This window comes from Serratia sp. TSO36 (assembly GCF_057808395.1).
Genome location: NZ_JBJZOU010000016.1, coordinates 40,539 through 57,560, shown reverse-complemented (window position 1 = coordinate 57,560; position 17,022 = coordinate 40,539). Strand labels below are relative to the sequence as shown.

At 63.9% G+C, this 17,022-nt stretch carries 20 protein-coding genes; 8 read left to right on the top strand and 12 right to left on the bottom strand.

Annotation, left to right across the window (positions count from 1 at the left end; translation table 11 throughout):
* Positions 1 to 6: 6 nt before the first annotated feature.
* Positions 7 to 996: an aldo/keto reductase gene (locus tag ACK3CV_RS16145; RefSeq protein WP_164140896.1), complete on the top strand. Its 990-nt coding sequence runs from the start codon at positions 7 to 9 to the stop codon at positions 994 to 996.
* On the opposite strand, the gene ACK3CV_RS16140 is transcribed toward ACK3CV_RS16145, so the two are convergent.
* Positions 993 to 1,886 (bottom strand): LysR family transcriptional regulator, encoded by an 894-nt coding sequence (locus ACK3CV_RS16140; protein WP_033653563.1) that lies wholly within the window; start codon positions 1,884 to 1,886, stop codon positions 993 to 995. The two genes, ACK3CV_RS16145 and ACK3CV_RS16140, sit on opposite strands and share 4 nt — an antisense overlap.
* 171 nt (positions 1,887 to 2,057) lie before the next feature.
* On the opposite strand from ACK3CV_RS16140, the gene ACK3CV_RS16135 reads away from it, so the two are divergent.
* Positions 2,058 to 2,453: a (R)-mandelonitrile lyase gene (locus ACK3CV_RS16135; RefSeq protein WP_049234670.1), complete on the top strand. Its 396-nt coding sequence runs from the start codon at positions 2,058 to 2,060 to the stop codon at positions 2,451 to 2,453.
* 6 nt (positions 2,454 to 2,459) lie between these two features.
* On the opposite strand, the gene ACK3CV_RS16130 is transcribed toward ACK3CV_RS16135, so the two are convergent.
* From ACK3CV_RS16130 to gabD, 3 genes are all read right to left on the bottom strand, one after another.
* Positions 2,460 to 2,831 carry a glyoxalase superfamily protein gene (locus ACK3CV_RS16130; protein WP_033647874.1) on the bottom strand — a complete coding sequence of 124 codons (372 nt, stop codon included), beginning with the start codon at positions 2,829 to 2,831 and terminating at the stop codon, positions 2,460 to 2,462.
* A gap of 19 nt (positions 2,832 to 2,850) precedes the next feature.
* Positions 2,851 to 3,264 carry a GyrI-like domain-containing protein gene (locus ACK3CV_RS16125; protein ID WP_164037673.1) on the bottom strand — a complete coding sequence of 138 codons (414 nt, stop codon included), beginning with the start codon at positions 3,262 to 3,264 and terminating at the stop codon, positions 2,851 to 2,853.
* A 101-nt stretch (positions 3,265 to 3,365) separates the two neighbouring features.
* Positions 3,366 to 4,841: an NADP-dependent succinate-semialdehyde dehydrogenase gene (gabD, locus tag ACK3CV_RS16120; RefSeq protein WP_039565356.1), complete on the bottom strand. Its 1,476-nt coding sequence runs from the start codon at positions 4,839 to 4,841 to the stop codon at positions 3,366 to 3,368.
* Between the two features lie 211 nt (positions 4,842 to 5,052).
* On the opposite strand from gabD, the gene ACK3CV_RS16115 reads away from it, so the two are divergent.
* Positions 5,053 to 5,268, top strand: coding sequence for a glycogen synthase (locus tag ACK3CV_RS16115; protein ID WP_033635117.1), 216 nt, complete (start codon positions 5,053 to 5,055; stop codon positions 5,266 to 5,268).
* Between the two features lie 38 nt (positions 5,269 to 5,306).
* On the opposite strand, the gene ACK3CV_RS16110 is transcribed toward ACK3CV_RS16115, so the two are convergent.
* Together ACK3CV_RS16110 and ACK3CV_RS16105 are read right to left on the bottom strand one after the other, a co-directional pair.
* Positions 5,307 to 6,221, bottom strand: coding sequence for a pyridoxamine 5'-phosphate oxidase family protein (locus ACK3CV_RS16110; protein WP_164140895.1), 915 nt, complete (start codon positions 6,219 to 6,221; stop codon positions 5,307 to 5,309).
* A gap of 4 nt (positions 6,222 to 6,225) precedes the next feature.
* Complete coding sequence (locus ACK3CV_RS16105) at positions 6,226 to 6,843, bottom strand: glutathione S-transferase family protein (RefSeq protein WP_033647870.1); 618 nt, start codon at positions 6,841 to 6,843, stop codon at positions 6,226 to 6,228.
* A gap of 98 nt (positions 6,844 to 6,941) precedes the next feature.
* Between ACK3CV_RS16105 and ACK3CV_RS16100 the strand changes: the two genes are divergently transcribed.
* The 5 genes from ACK3CV_RS16100 to ACK3CV_RS16080 all read left to right on the top strand — a co-directional run bounded on the left by ACK3CV_RS16100 (position 6,942) and on the right by ACK3CV_RS16080 (position 10,865).
* Entirely contained in the window at positions 6,942 to 7,853 is a 912-nt protein-coding gene (locus ACK3CV_RS16100) for a LysR family transcriptional regulator (RefSeq protein WP_033647869.1), read from the top strand.
* Between the two features lie 147 nt (positions 7,854 to 8,000).
* The gene (locus ACK3CV_RS16095; protein ID WP_041035751.1) at positions 8,001 to 8,798 is read left to right on the top strand and encodes an alpha/beta hydrolase; all 798 of its coding nucleotides are present in this window, start codon (positions 8,001 to 8,003) and stop codon (positions 8,796 to 8,798) included.
* 1 nt (position 8,799) lies between these two features.
* Complete coding sequence (locus ACK3CV_RS16090; protein WP_041035749.1) at positions 8,800 to 9,171, top strand: RidA family protein; 372 nt, start codon at positions 8,800 to 8,802, stop codon at positions 9,169 to 9,171.
* A 58-nt stretch (positions 9,172 to 9,229) separates the two neighbouring features.
* Positions 9,230 to 9,412, top strand: coding sequence for a hypothetical protein (locus ACK3CV_RS16085; RefSeq protein WP_071883824.1), 183 nt, complete (start codon positions 9,230 to 9,232; stop codon positions 9,410 to 9,412).
* Positions 9,413 to 9,467: 55 nt separating this feature from the next.
* The gene (locus ACK3CV_RS16080; protein ID WP_164037668.1) at positions 9,468 to 10,865 is read left to right on the top strand and encodes an amino acid permease; all 1,398 of its coding nucleotides are present in this window, start codon (positions 9,468 to 9,470) and stop codon (positions 10,863 to 10,865) included.
* Positions 10,866 to 10,903: 38 nt separating this feature from the next.
* On the opposite strand, the gene paaY is transcribed toward ACK3CV_RS16080, so the two are convergent.
* From paaY to ACK3CV_RS16050, 6 genes are all read right to left on the bottom strand, one after another.
* Complete coding sequence (paaY, locus tag ACK3CV_RS16075; protein ID WP_033635110.1) at positions 10,904 to 11,500, bottom strand: phenylacetic acid degradation protein PaaY; 597 nt, start codon at positions 11,498 to 11,500, stop codon at positions 10,904 to 10,906.
* Between the two features lie 12 nt (positions 11,501 to 11,512).
* Complete coding sequence (gene paaX / locus ACK3CV_RS16070; RefSeq protein ID WP_041035745.1) at positions 11,513 to 12,451, bottom strand: phenylacetic acid degradation operon negative regulatory protein PaaX; 939 nt, start codon at positions 12,449 to 12,451, stop codon at positions 11,513 to 11,515.
* A 79-nt stretch (positions 12,452 to 12,530) separates the two neighbouring features.
* Positions 12,531 to 13,838: a phenylacetate--CoA ligase PaaK gene (gene paaK, locus ACK3CV_RS16065; protein WP_041035743.1), complete on the bottom strand. Its 1,308-nt coding sequence runs from the start codon at positions 13,836 to 13,838 to the stop codon at positions 12,531 to 12,533.
* Between the two features lie 15 nt (positions 13,839 to 13,853).
* Entirely contained in the window at positions 13,854 to 15,059 is a 1,206-nt protein-coding gene (gene pcaF, locus ACK3CV_RS16060) for a 3-oxoadipyl-CoA thiolase (protein WP_164037665.1), read from the bottom strand.
* Positions 15,056 to 15,496: a hydroxyphenylacetyl-CoA thioesterase PaaI gene (gene paaI, locus ACK3CV_RS16055; RefSeq protein WP_016927190.1), complete on the bottom strand. Its 441-nt coding sequence runs from the start codon at positions 15,494 to 15,496 to the stop codon at positions 15,056 to 15,058. The genes pcaF and paaI overlap by 4 nt, the downstream gene beginning before the upstream one ends.
* Positions 15,493 to 17,022, bottom strand: coding sequence for a 3-hydroxyacyl-CoA dehydrogenase (locus ACK3CV_RS16050; protein ID WP_060421638.1), 1,530 nt, complete (start codon positions 17,020 to 17,022; stop codon positions 15,493 to 15,495). Before ACK3CV_RS16050 ends, paaI begins: the two co-directional genes overlap by 4 nt.

The window sequence follows — 17,022 nt, the reverse complement described above, 5'->3', positions numbered from 1 at the left end:
GTGAAGATGCAAACACGCAAATTGGGGCGCGAAGGGCTGGAAGTCTCGGCGTTGGGGTTGGGCTGCATGGGGCTGAGTTTTGGCTACGGCCCGGCCACCGACAAACGACAGGCGATCGAGCTGATCCGTGCCGCGGTCGACGAAGGCGTGACGTTCTTCGATACCGCCGAGATTTATGGTCCGTTCACCAACGAGGAATTGTTGGGCGAAGCGCTGGCGCCGGTGCGCGATCGGGTCGTTATCGCCACCAAGTTTGGTTTCGATCTGTCGCAGCCGGCGGGGCAACAGGTGTTGAACAGCCGTCCGGAGCATATTCGCCGGGCGGTGGAGGGTTCGCTGAAGCGCCTGCGGGTAGAGGCCATCGATCTGCTGTATCAACATCGCGTCGATCCCGAGGTGCCTATCGAGGAGGTGGCCGGTACGGTGCAGCAACTGATTCGCGAAGGGAAAGTGAAGTACTTTGGCCTGTCGGAAGCCGGAGCGCAAACCATTCGGCGTGCTCACGCAGTGCAGCCGGTCACGGCGCTGCAAAGCGAATATTCGCTGTGGTGGCGTGAGCCGGAGCGTGAAATCTTGCCGACGCTGGCTGAACTGGGCATCGGTCTGGTGCCGTTCAGCCCGCTCGGCAAGGGCTTTCTCACCGGCGCCATCACCGAGGACACCACCTTCGACAGCGGCGATTTTCGCAACCAGGTGCCACGCTTCAGCGCCGAGGCGCGACGAGCCAACCAGGCGCTGGTGGATGTGCTGGGGCAGATAGCGCAGCGCAAGGGCGCGACGCTGGCGCAGATCGCTCTGGCCTGGCTGCTGGCGCAGCAGCCGTGGATCGTGCCGATTCCGGGAACCACCAAGCGCCATCGTCTGCAAGAAAACCTCACGGCGGCGAAGGTCACATTGGCAGCGGACGAACTGGGCGAGATTGAGCGCGCGCTTTCCGCTATCGACGTGATCGGCGATCGCTACCCGGCGCATCTGCAGAAAAACGTCGGGCGTTAAGCCCCGCGCCGCAGCGCCTCAATCAGCAGCGCAAAGGCGGTGGTGTGCTGCCTGCGGCTCGGATAATAGAGGTAATAGCCGGGAAACGGCGGGCACCAGTCGTCCAGCGCCATCTGCAGCCGGCCGTCGGCCAGCGGCTCGGCGACGGTATCTTCCGGCACAAAGGCGATGCCCAGGCCGAGCTGCGCGGCGTCGATCCGCTGGCGCAGGCTGTTGAAGGTCAGTTGCCCCTCCACCCGCACTTTGATCTCCCGGCCATCGCGGGCAAATTCCCAGGCGTACAGCCCGCCGAGGGTGGGCAGGCGCATGTTGATGCAGCGATGGTTTTGCAGCGCTTGCGGCGTGGCAGGGAGGCCGTAACGGGCGAAATAGTCAGGGGAGGCGACGGGCACCATGCGCATGTCCGGCCCGATGCGCACCGCCACCATGTCCTTCGCCACCTGTTCTCCCAGCCGGATGCCGGCGTCGAAACGCCCGGCGACGATGTCGGTCAGGCTGTTATCGACGGTGATTTCCACGTTGATATCCGGGTAATCGACGAGAAAAGTGCGCAACACCGGCCACAGCACCGCATCCACCGCGTGTTCGCCGGCGGTGATGCGGATGTTGCCGGCGGGCCGATCGCGCATTTCACCCAGCGCGTTCAGCTCGCTTTCAATCTCCGCAAAGCGCGGGCCGATGCTGTTGAGCAGCCGTTCACCGGCCTCGGTGGGGGCGACGCTGCGGGTGGTGCGGGTGAGCAAGCGCAGCGCCAGGCGTTCTTCCAGCCCGCGAATAGCGTGGCTGAGCGCCGATTGGGAAACCCCAAGCTGCGCCGCCGCTTTGGTGAAGCTGCGCTCCCTGGCCACCATCAGGAAAGCGATCAGATCGTTAAAGTTTTCTTTCAACATATCGGCACCGAAGAGGAAGGTGAGCGCACTGTCGCGCAGATTTATGAATTTAGCTCATAGCTCCTTGCGCATTTTACCCGCTAGTCGCCGGAAAAGCATGGCGCTATCTTGGCATCACTCATTCATGACGATCAGCGCCGGCGGTGAGAGCCGGCGCGGAGGACACGAAAGATGAAAATACAACGCAGCGGTTCGATCCCATCACAGCGCGGTTCAGCAGATTATTTTACCGGGCAGGTACGCATCGACGCGCCGTTCGCCGGTGACGCGCCGGCCAGGGTGGGCGGCGCGACCGTCACCTTCGAACCCGGCGCCCGCACGGCCTGGCATACGCATCCGCTCGGCCAGACGCTGATCGTCACTCAGGGGCGCGGTTGGATCCAGATGTGGGGCGAGACCACGCAGGAAATGCACCCCGGCGATATCGTCTGGATCCCGGCAGGCGTCAAACACTGGCACGGCGCGACGCCGGACACCGCCATGACCCATATCGCCATCGCCGAAGCGGTGGACGGCAGCCCGGTGACCTGGCTGGAGCCGGTCAGCGAGGCGGAGTACCGCCAATAAGGCCGCTCAGGCTTCGTGGCTCTGCTCGCAAAACCTCAGGCGGTTGCCGAACGGATCGGTGAGATTCAGCTCCTTGCCCCAGTCGACAACCTCCACCCCCGGCCGGGCATAGCGGTAGTTTTTGGCCGTGAGCTCCCGGTGCAGCGCGTCGATATCGTGCACCGGGATGAAAAGGGCGGCGCCGGGCGTGCCGTCCCCGTAGTGTTCGCTCAGGTGCAGCGTCAATCCGGCGCGGCTCACCTGCATGTACAGCGGCAGATCCTCGCTGAAACGATGCTCCCACGCCAGCGTGAAACCGAGAAAATCCAGATAAAACTCTTTGGCCTTGTCGACCGAAAAGATGCGCAGGATCGGAATGGCGGGGGAGAAGGTGGTCATCGTCGATCTCACTGTTACGTTAGCGGCAGCCGATATGGATATCGACCGCGTCGGGGCCGGTATAGGCTTCGAAGTCAGTCAGGAAGCGGCGTTCGATTTCCGGGTGTTGCTCGAAGTAGGCCCAGATGGCTTGCCAGCCTTCGATGACCGCCGCCGGCATCGCGCCCCGGGCCTGGAACACCAGATAGCGGCCGGGTTCGATGTACAAACCGCTCTCTGCCGCACTGCCGGCGGTGACGTCAAACGGCCCGCCGGCGTCGGAGGCGTAGTTGGAGTAGACCCCGTAGACCGGCATGGTGGGCGAGGTGACGAAAAAGTCTGACCACAGCGCAGAAATTTTAGCCGTTTCGGGCCGGGTTTCGTCCTGATTGGTGGTTCTGATTGTCTGGCCGGCGACGTAAAAGCCGGGCAACTGCATCGAGAGGGGGTGCATAGCGGAAATTCCTTTTAACCGTTTGAACGAGAGGCCTAAAGGTAGCAAAGACTCTCCAAAACCGCCAGGCAGGGCCCCCGCAGGCGCGGGAGCCCATCGCATCAGGCGCCCAAACCGCCAAGGCACAGGTATTTGATTTCGAGATAGTCTTCGATGCCGTATTTTGAGCCTTCGCGGCCCAAACCTGAGTGCTTCATGCCGCCGAACGGCGCCACCTCGGTGGAGATCAGCCCTTCGTTGATGCCGACGATGCCGTACTCCAGCGCTTCGGCCACGCGCATCACCCGGCCGATGTCGCGGCTGTAGAAGTAAGCGGCCAGGCCGAACGGCGTGTCGTTGGCCAGTTCGACGGCGTCGGCCTCGTGGTTGAAGCGGATCAGGGGCGCCACCGGGCCGAACGTCTCCTCGCGGAAGATTTTCGCCGTGCGCGGCACGTCGGTCAGGATGGTCGGGGTGAAGAAATTGCCGCCCAGCGCGTCAGGCTTGCCGCCCAGCAGCACCGATGCGCCGTGCTCGACGGCGTCGGCGATATGCTCGCGCACTTTCTCCACCGCATCCGGGTTAATCAGCGGGCCGATGGTGACGCCCTCATCCAGCCCGTTACCGACTTTCAGCTTGGCGACGGCGGCTTTCAGTTTGGCAGCGAAGGCGTCGTATACGCCGTCCTGCACCAGAAAACGATTGGTGCAGACGCAGGTCTGGCCGGCGTTGCGGTATTTCGAGGCGACCGCGCCGGCCACGGCGGCGTCCAGATCGGCGTCGTCGAACACGATAAACGGCGCGTTGCCGCCCAGCTCCATGCTGGTTTTCTTGATGGTGGGCGCGCACTGGGCCAGCAGCTGCGCGCCGACTTCGGTGCTGCCGGTGAAGGAGAGTTTACGCACATCCGGGTTGGCGGTGAGTTCGCCGCCGATGCCCTTGCTGGGGCCGGTGATCACGTTGCACACCCCGGCGGGCAGCCCGGCGCGCTCCGCCAGCACGGCGATCGCCAGCGCCGAGAACGGCGTCTGGCTGGCGGGGCGGATCACTCCGGTACAGCCCGCCGCCCAGCCGGGGCCGGCTTTGCGGGTGATCATCGCCGCCGGGAAGTTCCACGGGGTGATGGCGGCGAACACGCCGATCGGCTCTTTCTGCACGATAATGCGGCGACCGGCCTGCGGCTGCGGAATGGTGTCGCCGTAGACCCGCTTGCCTTCCTCGGCGAACCATTCGATAAAGGAGGCGGCATAGGCGATCTCACCGCGGCTTTCGGCCAGCGGTTTACCCTGTTCCGCCGTCATGATGCGTGCCAGATCGTCCTGATTTTCCATCATCAGTTCAAACAGCCGCCGCAGTTTGCCGGCGCGTTCTTTGGCGGTCAGCGCACGCCAGGCGGGCAGCGCCTTCTTGGCGGCGGCGATGGCGCGCGCGGTTTCTTCGGCGCCGAAGGCCGGCACGTGGCCGACCAGCTCGCCGTTGGCGGGATTATGAATGGCGATCGAACGGCCTGCTTGGGCCGGCAACCATTGCCCGTCGATGTAATTGGCCTCGCGGAACAGCGTGGGATCCTTGAGGGTAGCGCTAATGCTGGTGCTCATTGGTCTCTTCCTTTGCTGAGTTCAACAGAATGGTCTATCCCATACGGCTACCCTTTACCCTAGCAAACTTTGCCGCCGCCGTTTGCCGCAGCGGCGACAAGATGAGCGTTTTCTTCATGCGCACCTTCTGTACAAAAAATATCCGCCGCCGGGCCGATACTGAAAGAGCAGGCATATGACCCTTTTCGATGTGATTAAAAGGAGTGTGCGAATGATGAAATCAGTGGACAGACATCTCGCGGCCTACGGCAGCGAAATGGATTTTTTGGCGTCGAGCATCGCCCTGATGGAATGGCAAGGGCGGCAGATTGACGCCGGGCAGGTGGCCGGCAATATGTCGGAACAGCAAAGCCGCCTGTTCTTTGCGCGGTTGAGTTATTTTCGTCAGCTTTATCAGGCCGCATCGGCGGCCGAACACAGCCTGTAATCTTCCGATTCAGCCCCGCCGCAGCGGGGCTTTTCATTTCAGCGGTGCCACACCCCGGTCGCCAGCGTTGCCGGCGAATATTCCAGATCGCGTCCCCGCCACGGCAGCGCCGCCGCAAAACGCCAGGCGCGGTGAACGTCAAACCGCCAATAGCGTTCCGCCCCTTCAACGCCGGGATGTCCTTCCGCCTGCCAGAGGATCTGCGTTTTTCCCTGCAGATGCAGCACGTCGCCGCGCTCAAAATCGATGAACAGCAGCGCCGCCCGCGGTTCGGCCAGCAGGTTGCCCAGCGTATTCATATAGCGGTTGCCGCGAAAGTCCGGCATCCACAGCGTGTCGCCTGCCAGATGGATAAAGCCGGGGCGGCCGCCGCGATGGGAAATATCGACGCCGCCCTGCGCCAGTTCCAGGTGCGCGCCGCTGGCGACGAAGCTGGTGTCCGCGGTGCGGATCAGCGCCTGCGCCGCCGCATCGAGCGAAGCTAAATGCTCAACCGGCTGTGGCCGGCTCTTCACCGGGTAGAGTTCGCGGCGCTGAATGTACTGCGGGCAGTTGCCGAAGCTTTGGTGAACGACGATCTCCACCCGGTTTTTGTCGGTGCGGCCGACGGTGCCGTTGGCGCGGTTGCGCCGCCGGTTGCTGAAATCGAGCCCGAGCGCGCCGACCGGTTTGCCGGGCAGCAACAGCGCCTGGGCGGGATCGTCGCTACGGCGCGGCGCGCTGATGCGCAGGTGCGTGTCGTCCGGCGTGCGTAAAAACCCGGGCGGGCCGCTGAACAGGGTGGCGATGGGCCAGCCCTGTTCGTCCAGCGTGGCGACGAACAGGTAGGGCAGTGCGGCGAAAAACGCGCGGTGCTGATCCGGCATCGCGGGGTAGATGCCGCCGCCCACGCGATCGAAACCGGCCAGCGTTTGCGCGCGCAGCTCATCGGGGTGGAACCGTTGCGGGATCATGGCGTCAGCTCGCCGCCGGTTCCGGCAGAGCCGGCATGGCGAAGAAGCCGGGAAGCGCCGCGATGCTCGCCACCCAGCGGCGTATGGCGGGGTAAGGCGCCAGCGAAATGCCGCCTTCGGCCGCGACCGCCACATAGCTGTAGCAGGCCAGATCGGCGATGGTCGCCTGTTCGCCGGCCAGATAGCCGCGCTCGCTCAGGTGCTGCTCCATCTGCGGCAGAAAACGATCGCTGATTGCCCGCGCCGCCTGATAATCCTCCGGCACCGCGAACTGGGCGATCAGCCGGCAGGAGGCCGGGCCGTAGCGCACTTCACCGGCGGCTTTGGAAAGCCAGGCCTGCACTCGCGCCGCCGCCGCCGGCTGTTCCGGCAGCCAGTGGCTGTTCGGCGCATAGCGCTTCACCAGATAGACCAGAATGGCGTTGCTGTCGGCCAGCGTCAGATCGCCGTCCTGCAAGACCGGGATCTGGCCGAACGGGTTGAGCCGGCGAAAGGCCGCGCTCTGGCGTACTTCCGCCGAGGCTTCTACCCATTCATAGGGCAGCGCCAGCATGCGCAGCAGCAACGCCACGCGGTGAACGTGGCCGGAAAGCGGGGTGCCGTAGAGGGTGATGGTGGACATGGCGTTTCTCCTCACTGTTTTTTTTCAGCATACTCTTGCGGCGAATGAACGGAATCCGGCAATGTGGAAATTGATAATTTCATTTTTCGGAAGAGTCTATGGATCGGTTAGACGAGTTGGCCATCTTCGTGGCGGTGGTGCAGCAGGGCAGTCTGGCGGCGGCCGGGCGCAAACTGCGGCGCTCGGCGCCAGCGATCACCCGGGCGATCGCCGCGCTGGAACAGCGGTTCGGCACCCGACTGGTGGAACGCACCACCCGGCGGCTGGCGCCTACCGAGGCGGGCGTGCGGCTGCTGGAGCGCGCGCAACAGCTGCTGCAGGATTATCAGGCGGTGGTGCAGGATACCGCCGAAGCGCAGCTGAGCGGCTTGCTGCGCGTCACCTCGCCGGTGCAGTTCGGCCGCCGCTACGTGGCGCCAGTGGTGATGGCGTTTCTCGATGACTATCCGCAGATGCAGATCGAAATGGTGTTGAACGATCGCAATCTCGATCTGATCGACGAAGGATTGGATATCGCGGTGCGCATCGGTCATCTGCAGGACTCTTCCCGCGTGGCGCGGCGGCTGGGGCAGGTCAGCCGGGTGACGGTCGCCAGCCCGGCTTACCTGGCGCGCTGCGGCGAGCCGCGCTCGCCGGCGCAGCTGGCGGAGCACGCCACCATCGTTGGCACCCAGCGGCCGTCGCTGCGCGAATGGCGCTTCGGCCCGCAGGAAAACGGCGAGCGCGTGCGCTTGGCTCCCCGGCTGTTGCTCAACGACGTGGAGGCGCAGCTGCTGGCGGTGCGCGCCGGCAAGGGCATCGCCCGGCTGCTCTCGTATCAGGTAGCGGACGATCTGGCCGCCGGCACGCTGGTACGGCTGCTGGCGGACCATGAACCGTTGCCGATGCCGGTACAGCTGGTGGCGCAGCAGGCGCAGCGCATGCCGCTGAAGGTGCGCGCCTTTTGGGATTATGCGTTTGAACGGCTCAGCGCATTGCCGCAAATTCAGCCGGACGGGCGGGGAAAATAAGCGCGAAAAGTTTCATGGGTTAAACTTTTTCGCCGCCTGTCTCATTTTATTTTACCGGGCGCGCATTGCTGATGCGCCCATCTTGACAATAATGTTGCCGGTGCTAATAGTTAATTCATATCTTAAATAATAAACGAAGTTTAATATATGAAACAACTTGCGGGGAGCTATGACAACGGCGCCACGGTGGATAATGAAGACGCTATTTTGACTTCATTTCAAACTCGCAGCGCGGCTATTTATCATCAGGCTAAGCATGAAAAGAATATTGCGTATGGCGAAAGCGAACGCGAGACGTTTGATTGGCTTTATTCTGCAAAGCAGCACCAGGGCACGTTAATTTTTATTCACGGCGGCTATTGGCAATGCTGCGATAAGGCAGATTTCGCCTTTATCGCCGCCGGGCCGTTGGCGTTGGGTTTTGACGTGGTGCTGGTGGAATATGCGCTGGCGCCGGCGGTTAATCTTGACGCTATTTGTCGCCAGGTGGGGGCGGCGCTTGATGCTATTCAGCGCCGTCTGCCGCCGCACTATGCCCATCCGGTGCATCTGTGCGGCCATTCCGCCGGCGGGCATCTGGCGGCGTTTTGGCAGCGGCATGCGTTGGTGGATGCGGTCTTTCCCGTCAGCGGCCTGTTCGAACTGGCGCCGCTGCAAGAGAGCTATGTCAACCGGGCGCTGCAGCTGACCGCGCGGCAGATTGAAACGCTCAGCCCGGCGCGTCACCCGCCGGCGCGCAGTAAGCCGCTCACGTTGTATTACGGCGCTGATGAGCTGCCGGAACTGATCGGCCAGTCGCAGCACTATCATGCGGCGCTGCGCCAAGGCGGGCTGCCGGCCGATCTGGTCGCGGTGCCCGGCGCCAATCATTTCACCATTCTGGATGCGTTGTTCGCCGCCGACGGCGCGCTGCTTCGCCAACTTGACCACCACGGGAACCACTGACATGCGCGAGATCGTAGAAACCGGGCTGCCGGAGATCGGCCAGCCTTTTTCCTGGGCTACCCGGGGCGGCGGCATGCTGTTTACCGCCCACGGCCCGGTGCGGGTGGACGGCAGCATCGAGACCGGCGCGCCTGAGCAACAGATTGCGTTAACCTTCGACAACCTGGCCCAGACGCTGAAGGCGGCGGGCAGCCACAGCGATAAGGTGCTGCAGGTAATGGTTTATCTCACCGACGTTAATGACGTTAAATTGCTCGATGATATTTACCGGAAATACTTTAATTATCCTTATCCCAATCGCTCCACGGTTATTGTCGAAAAATTGGTGGTGCCGGGAATGAAAATAGAAATTACCGTCAGCGCCATCGCCTGATTTAATTTCTCATTAAGTCCGTCTTCATATTAATTCAATAACGAGTTAAGGATGCGTCATGTTTAAACAGATTGCACCTTCCGCGGCCGATTCTGTTCCATCGCTGATGGGAGTCTATTTGCAGGATCCCAATCCGCAAAAAGTGAATTTAGGCATTGGCCTCTATTACGACCGGCAGAATGATTTTCGCCCGGCCGCATGTGCCTGCCGGGGCTCAACCCCGGCAATATTGACTACGTGACCGCCGCCATTCTCGACGTCACCCGTACCGTCTAACTTCGCCCGGGAACCCAGCCATGCCACAGATGAATGATTTTGAGCATATCGCCCGCCGTCAGGGCGGGTTGAACAAGCATCTTACCGCCGGGCAGATGTCGATGCTGGCGATCGGCGGCGCTATCGGCACCGGGCTGTTTCTCGGTAGTGCCTACGCCATTCAGATGGCGGGGCCGGCGGTATTGCTGAGCTACCTGATCGGCGGCGTTATTGCGCTGCTGTTGATGGGGTGCCTGGCGGAAATGACCTCCGAACATCCGACGCCCGGCTCGTTCGGCGACTACGCCGAATTCTATCTCGGCCCGCTGTTCGGTTTTCTGGTGCGTTATTCCTACTGGTCTTGCGTGGTGCTGGCGGTGGGCACCGAAGTTACCGCCATCGGCATGTACATGCAGTTCTGGTTCCCGGCGACGCCGACCTGGCCGTGGGTGCTGCTGTTCTCGGCGGCGGTGATCGTCGTCAATGTGATCGGCGTGAAGTCGTTCGGCCAGGTGGAATACGCGCTGTCCACCGTCAAAGTGACGGCGATCGTGGCGTTCATTCTGATCGGTCTCGGCATGCTGGCGTTCTCGGGCAACCCGGCCTACGGCCTGCGCAACCTGACCGCCGGCGGCTTCATGCCGTTTGGCGTCAAGGGCATGTGGTTCGCAACGATCGTGTCCATCTTCAGCTACCTGAGCATTGAAATGATCGCGGTGGCCGCCGGCGAGGCGAAAAATCCGGTGATTGCGGTGAAGGTGGCGTTCAAGGGCACCCTCGTGCGGCTGTTCATCTTCTACATGCTGTCGATCGCCCTGATGCTGGCCATCGTGCCCTGGCGCCAGTCCGGCACCGGCGAAAGCCCGTTCCTGATGGCGATGAACGTCATCCATCTGCCCGCCGCCGCCGGTATTTTCAACTTTATCGTGCTGGTGGCGGCGCTGTCGGCGATGAACAGCCAGCTGTATATCACCACCCGCATGATGTTCTCGCTGTCGCGCGCCGGGCAGGCGCCGGCGGCATTGGGGCGCGTCAGCCGGCGCGGCATTCCGGTCAATGCGTTGGCGATGTCGTGCATCGGCATCGTGGTGTCTATCGTGCTGAGCCTGGTGGCGCCGGAAACCTCGTTCGCCGCCATGATGTCCATTTCGGTGTATGGCGCCTGCTTTACCTGGCTGATGATTTTCGTCACCCATCTGTTCTTCCGCCGCCGGCATCGGCAGAACCACCTGAAATTCCGCATGTGGGGGTTCCCCTATACCACCTTGCTGGGCGCCGGGCTGATGGCGGCGCTGATGATCTCGACCGCGTTTACCGAATTCTTCCGCATGACGCTGTGGTTCGGTATTCCGTTCACCTTGCTGCTGGTGGCGGCCTACCGCTTCCAAAGCCGCCGCGCGGCGGCGCCGTCGCCGTTCAAGGCGCCGGAGGTGGAGTAATGCGGGAGAGGGGCTGAGGCGCGCCTCAGCCCCGGGGATTACAGCTGGCTTTTCGGGATCAGGTGGTCGCCGAAGCTCAGGCGCTGGCGGCCCGGTTCGATTTCGGTCAGCGGCGCCACTTCGCGCAGCGAGGATTTGCAGCGCTGAACCAGATCCTGATATTCGCGGGTGCCGGCGATCTTCCAGGCCAGTTCTTGCTCGGTCAGATCGCGCAACACGCGCGCCGGGCTGCCGACCACCAGCTTGTTGGCTTCGAGAGTCGCCGCGGCTTTGACGAACGCCATCGCGCCGACGATGGTGTTCTCGCCGATCTCCGCGCCGTCCATCACCACCGCATTCATGCCCACCATCGCATTGCGGCGAATGCGACAGCCGTGCAGGATGGCGCCGTGGCCGATATGGCCGTCTTCTTCCACCACCGTGTCCTGCTGCGGGAAGCCGTGCATCACGCAGTTGTCCTGAATGTTGGCGCCGTCGCAGATCACCAGGCGGCCAAAATCGCCGCGCAGGCTGGCATTCGGGCCGATGTACACGTGTTTGCCGACGATCACGTCGCCGATCAGCACCGCCGTCGGGTGCACGTAACTGCTGGGGTCAACGACCGGCGTCAGGCCGTCAATCTGATACACAGGCATAGCGTGAGTTCCTTAATATGTAGGGTCGCGCGGCAGGCCGCCGAAGCGCCGATAGTAGCCGGCGGCCGGCGCGGGCAGGGCGCCGATGGTGGTTTCCGCCAGCGCGCTGACGTACTCCGTCGCGGCGCGATCGACCTGCTGATAGAGATTGATGCACAGATTGCGGGCGATCTGGCCCTCCCACTGCGTGGGCAGCAGCGCGTCCGGCAGCAGCGGATCTTTCAACACCACGCGACGGAAGAAGTGAATCAATAATAGCTTAATCTGGAAACAGCGCAGCGGCGTCAGCGCCGCCGGGTCGACTTCGCGCAGCAGCGCCATCAGCGGCCGGAAGGAGACGATAAACTCATGATAGCCGGCCGCCACCTCGCTCAGCGACCAGCAGTCGGCCACCAATTTCTGCAGGGTTTGCTCGGAGCGGTTGTAGGGATAATCGGCGCGGAAATAAATCACCTGCTCGCTGGCGTTCAGCTCGCCGAGCAGCGCCGTCACGTCGGTTTGCGCATGGGTGGGAGCGGCCATCAGGTTGTTGGCGATTTGCCCGAACCCGAGCCAGCCCAGCTCTTTTTTCAGCCGCGCGCGCGCGTTTTTTTCGGCGCTTTCCAGCAGCAACAGCTCCCACTTGCCGTCCCAGGCGGGCTGCTCGCGCAAATAGATTTTCGATTCGGCGTGGCGGAACTGGCGCATCCCTTGCTCGGTCACGCGGTAGAAGCTGCGGCGGCCTATTTTCTCCACCGCCAACCACCCTTCTTTTTGCAGGCGGAACACCGAGGTGCGCACGAAGCGATCGCCGAAGCCGAAGGCCTCCAGCAGCGCGCTCAGGCTGCCGAGCCACACTTCGCCGCCGCGGTGGCTGAGCGCGTCGCCGTACAGCGAAATGATCAGCGAGGTGCCGCTGATCGGCTGCGCGTCGACGGCATGGCGAATGAACTCATTCAGTTTATGTTCCATATTTTTCCATGGGTTAGCATTCGATGAGCCATAACATTACGCCTAATTTGGGGCGGCGTCATCCGTGACGCCGTGCGCCTCAGCGCGGCCGCAGATCGACCACGCGCTGCGCTTTGCCTTCCGAGCGCGGAATATCGCCGCAGTTGGCGATGCTGACGTCGGTGCTGACGCCCACGATCGATTTGATGTGGTGGCGCAGCTGGTGGCAGATGTCGCAACGCTGCTGGTGGCTGAGGCTGAGCGCCGATTCTTTCAGCTCGACGCGCACCGCCAGCGTGTCCAGGTGCCCGCTGCGGCTGACCTGCAGCTGATAGTGCGGCGACAGTTGCTCGAACTGCATGATCTGCTCTTCCACCTGCGACGGGAAGACGTTGACGCCGCGGATGATCAGCATGTCGTCGGAGCGGCCGGTGATTTTGCCCATGCGGCGCATCTGGCGTGCGTCGCCCGGCAGCAGCCGGGTGAGATCGCGGGTGCGGTAGCGGATCACCGGCAGCGCCTCTTTGGTGAGGGTGGTGAACACCAGTTCGCCGTGCTCGCCGTCCGGCAGGACGACGCCGGTTTCCGGGCAGATGATCTCCGGCAGGAAGTGGTCTTCCCAAATGGTGGGGCCGCCGCCGCTTTCCAGGCACTCCATCGCCACGCCCGGCCCCATCACTTCCGACAGGCCGTAAATGTCCAGCGCCTTGATGCCCATGCGGGTTTCGATTTCGTGGCGCAGGGCTTCGGTCCAGGGTTCGGCGCCGAACACGCCGAGCCGCAGCGAGCAGCCGCGCGCGTCGCCGCCCATCTTGCGTTCCAGCTCGTCGATCAGCGTCAGGCAATAGGACGGCGTCACCATGATGATGTCGGGTTTGAAATCGAGGATCAGCTGCGCCTGGCGTTCCGTCTGGCCGCCGGACATCGGGATCACCGTCGCGCCGAGCCGCTCCGCACCGTAGTGCGCGCCAAGGCCGCCGGTGAACAGGCCGTAACCGTAGGCGACGTGCACCTTGTCTTTGGCGGTGGCGCCGCCGGCGCGCAGACAGCGAGCGACGATATCGGCCCAGTTATCGATGTCGCGCTGGGTGTAACCCACCACCGTCGGCCGGCCGGTGGTGCCCGAGGAGGCGTGGATGCGCACCACCTGTTCCATCGGCACCGCGAAGGTGTCGAACGGGTAGTTGTCGCGCAGATCCTGCTTGGTGGTGTAGGGGAAGCGCGCCAGATCGCTCAGCTGTTTGAGATCGTCGGGGTGCACGCCGGCCTGGTCGAATTTGCGTTTGTACATCGGCACATTGTCGTAGGCGTGGTGCAGCGTCCACTTCAGACGCGCCAACTGCAACGCTTCAATCTCATCGCGCGAGGCGAATTCGATCGTTTCGAGGGGCTGTGGATTTATTGTCATGGTTAGCCTCAGGGGTCAGACACGCTCAATGATCATGGCGATGCCCTGGCCAACGCCGATGCACATGGTGCAAAGCGCGTAGCGGCCGGCTCGCCGTTCCAGTTCAAACAGGGCGGCCAGCGCCAGGCGCGCGCCGCTCATGCCCAGCGGATGCCCCAGAGCGATCGCGCCGCCGTTGGGGTTGACCTGCGGGGCATCGTCCGGCAGGCCAAGCTGGCGCATCACCGCCAACGCCTGGGCGGCGAACGCTTCGTTCAGTTCGATAACGTCCATCTGCGCCAGGCTCAGCCCGGCGATCTCCAGCACCTTGCGGGTGGCCGGCAGCGGGCCGATGCCCATCAGCCGGGGCTCCACGCCGCAGGTGGCGGTGGCAACGATGCGCGCGCGCGGCGTCAGCCCCTGGCGCGCCGCCATCGCTTCGGAGGCGACGATCAGCGCCGCCGCACCGTCGTTCAGGCCTGAGGCGTTGCCGGCGGTGACGCTGCCGGGCTGACGGAACGGGGTTTTCAGCGCCTGCAGCTGCTCGAAGGTGGTGTCGGGGCGCGGGTGTTCATCCTGGCTGAACAGCGTCACCGCGCCTTTTTTGCCGGTGAGGCTGACCGGGGCTATCTCCTGCGCCAGGTGGCCCAGCGCCTGCGCCCGGGCGGCGCGCTGCTGGCTGCGCAGCGCAAAGGCGTCCTGATCGGCACGGCTGATGTTGAACTGCGCCGCGACGTTTTCGGCGGTCTCCGGCATCGAATCGGTGCCGAACTCGGCCTGCATCCGCGGATTGACGAAGCGCCAGCCGAGGGTGGTGTCGTACAGCTGCGCCTGGCGGCTGAAGGCGCTGTCGGCCTTGCCCATCACCAGCGGCGCACGGGTCATCGATTCCGCGCCGCCCGCCAGCAGCAGCCCGGCGTCGCCGGCCTTGATGCTGCGTGCCGCCATCGCCAGCGCATCCAGGCCCGATCCGCACAGGCGGTTCACCGTGGTGCCGGAAACGCCGACCGGCACGCCGGCCAGCAGCAGCGCCATGCGCGCCAGGTTGCGGTTGTCTTCCCCGGCCTGGTTGGCGCAGCCGAGGATCACGTCGTCCAGCTGCGCCCAATCTACCTGCGGATGGCGTTCCAACAGCACGCGCAGCGGCAGGGCGGCCAGGTCGTCGGCGCGCACCTGGGCCAGCGCGCCGCCATAGCGGCCGATCGGGGTGCGCACGCCGTCGCAGATAAATGCCTGATTCATGCCTGATCTCCTAAAATGCTGTGGCCGAGGCGGTGCGCGCGGCCGCGGAACCAGGCGACGGTTTTGCCCAGTTGGTTAACGATCTCGACGTCATACAGCCCGGTGGCTTTGCCCTGGTGGCGCACCGCAGCGCTGGCGGTAAGGCGGTCGCCGGCCAGCGCCGGGCGGACGAAGTCGATGCTGCAGCCGGAGGCCACCGCTGCCAACCCCTGGCTGTTGCAGGCGTAGGCGAAGGCGGTGTCCGCCAGGCTGAACAGCTGGCCGCCGTGGCAGGTCTGGTGGCCGTTGAGCATCTGCGGGCCGACGGTCATGCTGACCTGAGCGTATCCGGCGTCGACGGCGTCGATGTGCATTCCCATCGCCTGAGCGCAGGTATCTTGCTGGAACATCTGTTCGGCGCAGCGCTGAGCCAGCGCGCGCGGCGTATTGGCGTTCATCGTTCGGCTCCTGGGAAAGAGGCGGGGGAAGCGTAGCGGCGCAGCAACGGCATCGGGCGATAGCGCGCTTCGCCGTAATAGCGTTGCAGGTTTTCCAGCGTCGCCAGAATGTGGCACCAGCCGAGCGCGGCGCCCCAGGCCAGCGGGCCGCGCGGATAGTTGACGCCGCGCAGCATCGCCAGATCGGTATCTTCGGCGCTGGCGACGCCTTTGTTCACCACGTCGAGCGCTTCGTTGGCCAGCATGGCCAGGGTGCGCATCGTCAGCAGGCCGGGGTAATCCGGCAGTTGAATGACCTGCTTGCCAAGGGACTGCAGCAGGCGAATCGCTTTGGCATTGTGTTGCGCATCGTTTTGCGCCGCGCAGCTGATGGCGATGGCGGAGGCGTGCGCATAGTCGGCACAGAGATCGAACAGCACCACGGGCGTTCCACGTTCGTCGGCCAGCTGGCCGGCGGTTTTACCATTGGTTAACATCAGTGTAACGTCGTCGATCGTGACGTGCGGGCTGGTCTGGCCGGGTTGTTTGATCGCCCCCGCATTTTCGATCAACAGTTCCGCCAAATCGGCCAGCGAAGACCAGTCGCCGTGCAGCGTAACGCGTTGCGGCAATGCGGCCTGCGCCAGAGGCGCAAAGGCGATCGCGGCGGCGGATCGCGGTGCGTCGTAGCGGTAGAAACCGCGGCCGGACTTGCGGCCGAGGCGCCTGGCCGCCACCAGTTCCTGCTGCACCAGTGAGGGCGTGAAACGCGGATCCTGATAGAAGGCCTGATACACCGATTCGGTCACGGCGTAATTGACGTCCTGGCCGATCAGATCGGTCAACTGCAGCGGGCCCATGGCGAAACCGCCGGCGTCGCGCAATACCGCGTCCAGCGTGGCGGCGTCGGCCACCCGTTCCTCCAGCGCGCGCAGGGTTTCGGCATAGAACGGCCGCGCCACGCGGTTGACGATAAATCCCGGCGTCGAGCGGCATACGACGCTTTGTTTACCCCAGCGCTGCGCCAGGGCCTGCAGCGCGGCGAGGGTCTCGGCGCCGGTCTCCAGGCCGCTGACGATCTCCACCAGCTTCATCAGCGGCGCCGGGTTGAAGAAGTGCAGCCCGGCCATGCGCTGCGGATGTTGCAGCGCGCCGGCGATGGCGGTGATCGACAGCGAAGAGGTATTGCTTACGAACAGCGTCGTGGGCGAGCAGATCGCCTCCAGATCGCGGAACAGGCTCTGCTTAATCGCCAAATTTTCCGCCACCGCTTCAATCACCAGCGTGCAGTCGGCCAGCTGCTCGAGCGAGTCGGCGCGTTCGAGGCGCGCCAGCAGCGCTTCGGTGGGCGCGGCGTCGGCCTTGCCGCCGTCTACCCGCTGGCGCAGGCGGCGAGCGAGATCGTCGATCGCGCGCTGGGCGGCGGCGGGCGCGATATCGAACAGCCGCACCGGATGGCCGGCGGCGGCGGCCACCTGGGCGATGCCGATGCCCATGGTGCCGGCGCCGATCACCGCCACCTGGCCGTTAAGAAGGGGCGCATTCAT

Coding starts and splice junctions, on each gene's coding strand:
- ACK3CV_RS16140 (WP_033653563.1), bottom strand. CDS start 1,886: ATGTTGAAAGAAAACTTTAACGATCTGATCGCTTTCCTGATGGTGGCC.
- ACK3CV_RS16050 (WP_060421638.1), bottom strand. CDS start 17,022: ATGAATGCGCCCCTTCTTAACGGCCAGGTGGCGGTGATCGGCGCCGGC.
- paaK (WP_041035743.1), bottom strand. CDS start 13,838: ATGACAATAAATCCACAGCCCCTCGAAACGATCGAATTCGCCTCGCGC.
- ACK3CV_RS16135 (WP_049234670.1), top strand. CDS start 2,058: ATGAAAATACAACGCAGCGGTTCGATCCCATCACAGCGCGGTTCAGCA.
- ACK3CV_RS16105 (WP_033647870.1), bottom strand. CDS start 6,843: ATGTCCACCATCACCCTCTACGGCACCCCGCTTTCCGGCCACGTTCAC.
- paaY (WP_033635110.1), bottom strand. CDS start 11,500: ATGCCTGTGTATCAGATTGACGGCCTGACGCCGGTCGTTGACCCCAGC.
- ACK3CV_RS16145 (WP_164140896.1), top strand. CDS start 7: ATGCAAACACGCAAATTGGGGCGCGAAGGGCTGGAAGTCTCGGCGTTG.
- ACK3CV_RS16080 (WP_164037668.1), top strand. CDS start 9,468: ATGCCACAGATGAATGATTTTGAGCATATCGCCCGCCGTCAGGGCGGG.
- ACK3CV_RS16110 (WP_164140895.1), bottom strand. CDS start 6,221: ATGATCCCGCAACGGTTCCACCCCGATGAGCTGCGCGCGCAAACGCTG.
- ACK3CV_RS16115 (WP_033635117.1), top strand. CDS start 5,053: ATGATGAAATCAGTGGACAGACATCTCGCGGCCTACGGCAGCGAAATG.
- paaX (WP_041035745.1), bottom strand. CDS start 12,451: ATGGAACATAAACTGAATGAGTTCATTCGCCATGCCGTCGACGCGCAG.
- paaI (WP_016927190.1), bottom strand. CDS start 15,496: ATGAACGCCAATACGCCGCGCGCGCTGGCTCAGCGCTGCGCCGAACAG.
- ACK3CV_RS16090 (WP_041035749.1), top strand. CDS start 8,800: ATGCGCGAGATCGTAGAAACCGGGCTGCCGGAGATCGGCCAGCCTTTT.
- ACK3CV_RS16125 (WP_164037673.1), bottom strand. CDS start 3,264: ATGCACCCCCTCTCGATGCAGTTGCCCGGCTTTTACGTCGCCGGCCAG.
- ACK3CV_RS16095 (WP_041035751.1), top strand. CDS start 8,001: ATGAAACAACTTGCGGGGAGCTATGACAACGGCGCCACGGTGGATAAT.
- ACK3CV_RS16085 (WP_071883824.1), top strand. CDS start 9,230: ATGTTTAAACAGATTGCACCTTCCGCGGCCGATTCTGTTCCATCGCTG.
- ACK3CV_RS16130 (WP_033647874.1), bottom strand. CDS start 2,831: ATGACCACCTTCTCCCCCGCCATTCCGATCCTGCGCATCTTTTCGGTC.
- pcaF (WP_164037665.1), bottom strand. CDS start 15,059: ATGAATCAGGCATTTATCTGCGACGGCGTGCGCACCCCGATCGGCCGC.
- ACK3CV_RS16100 (WP_033647869.1), top strand. CDS start 6,942: ATGGATCGGTTAGACGAGTTGGCCATCTTCGTGGCGGTGGTGCAGCAG.
- gabD (WP_039565356.1), bottom strand. CDS start 4,841: ATGAGCACCAGCATTAGCGCTACCCTCAAGGATCCCACGCTGTTCCGC.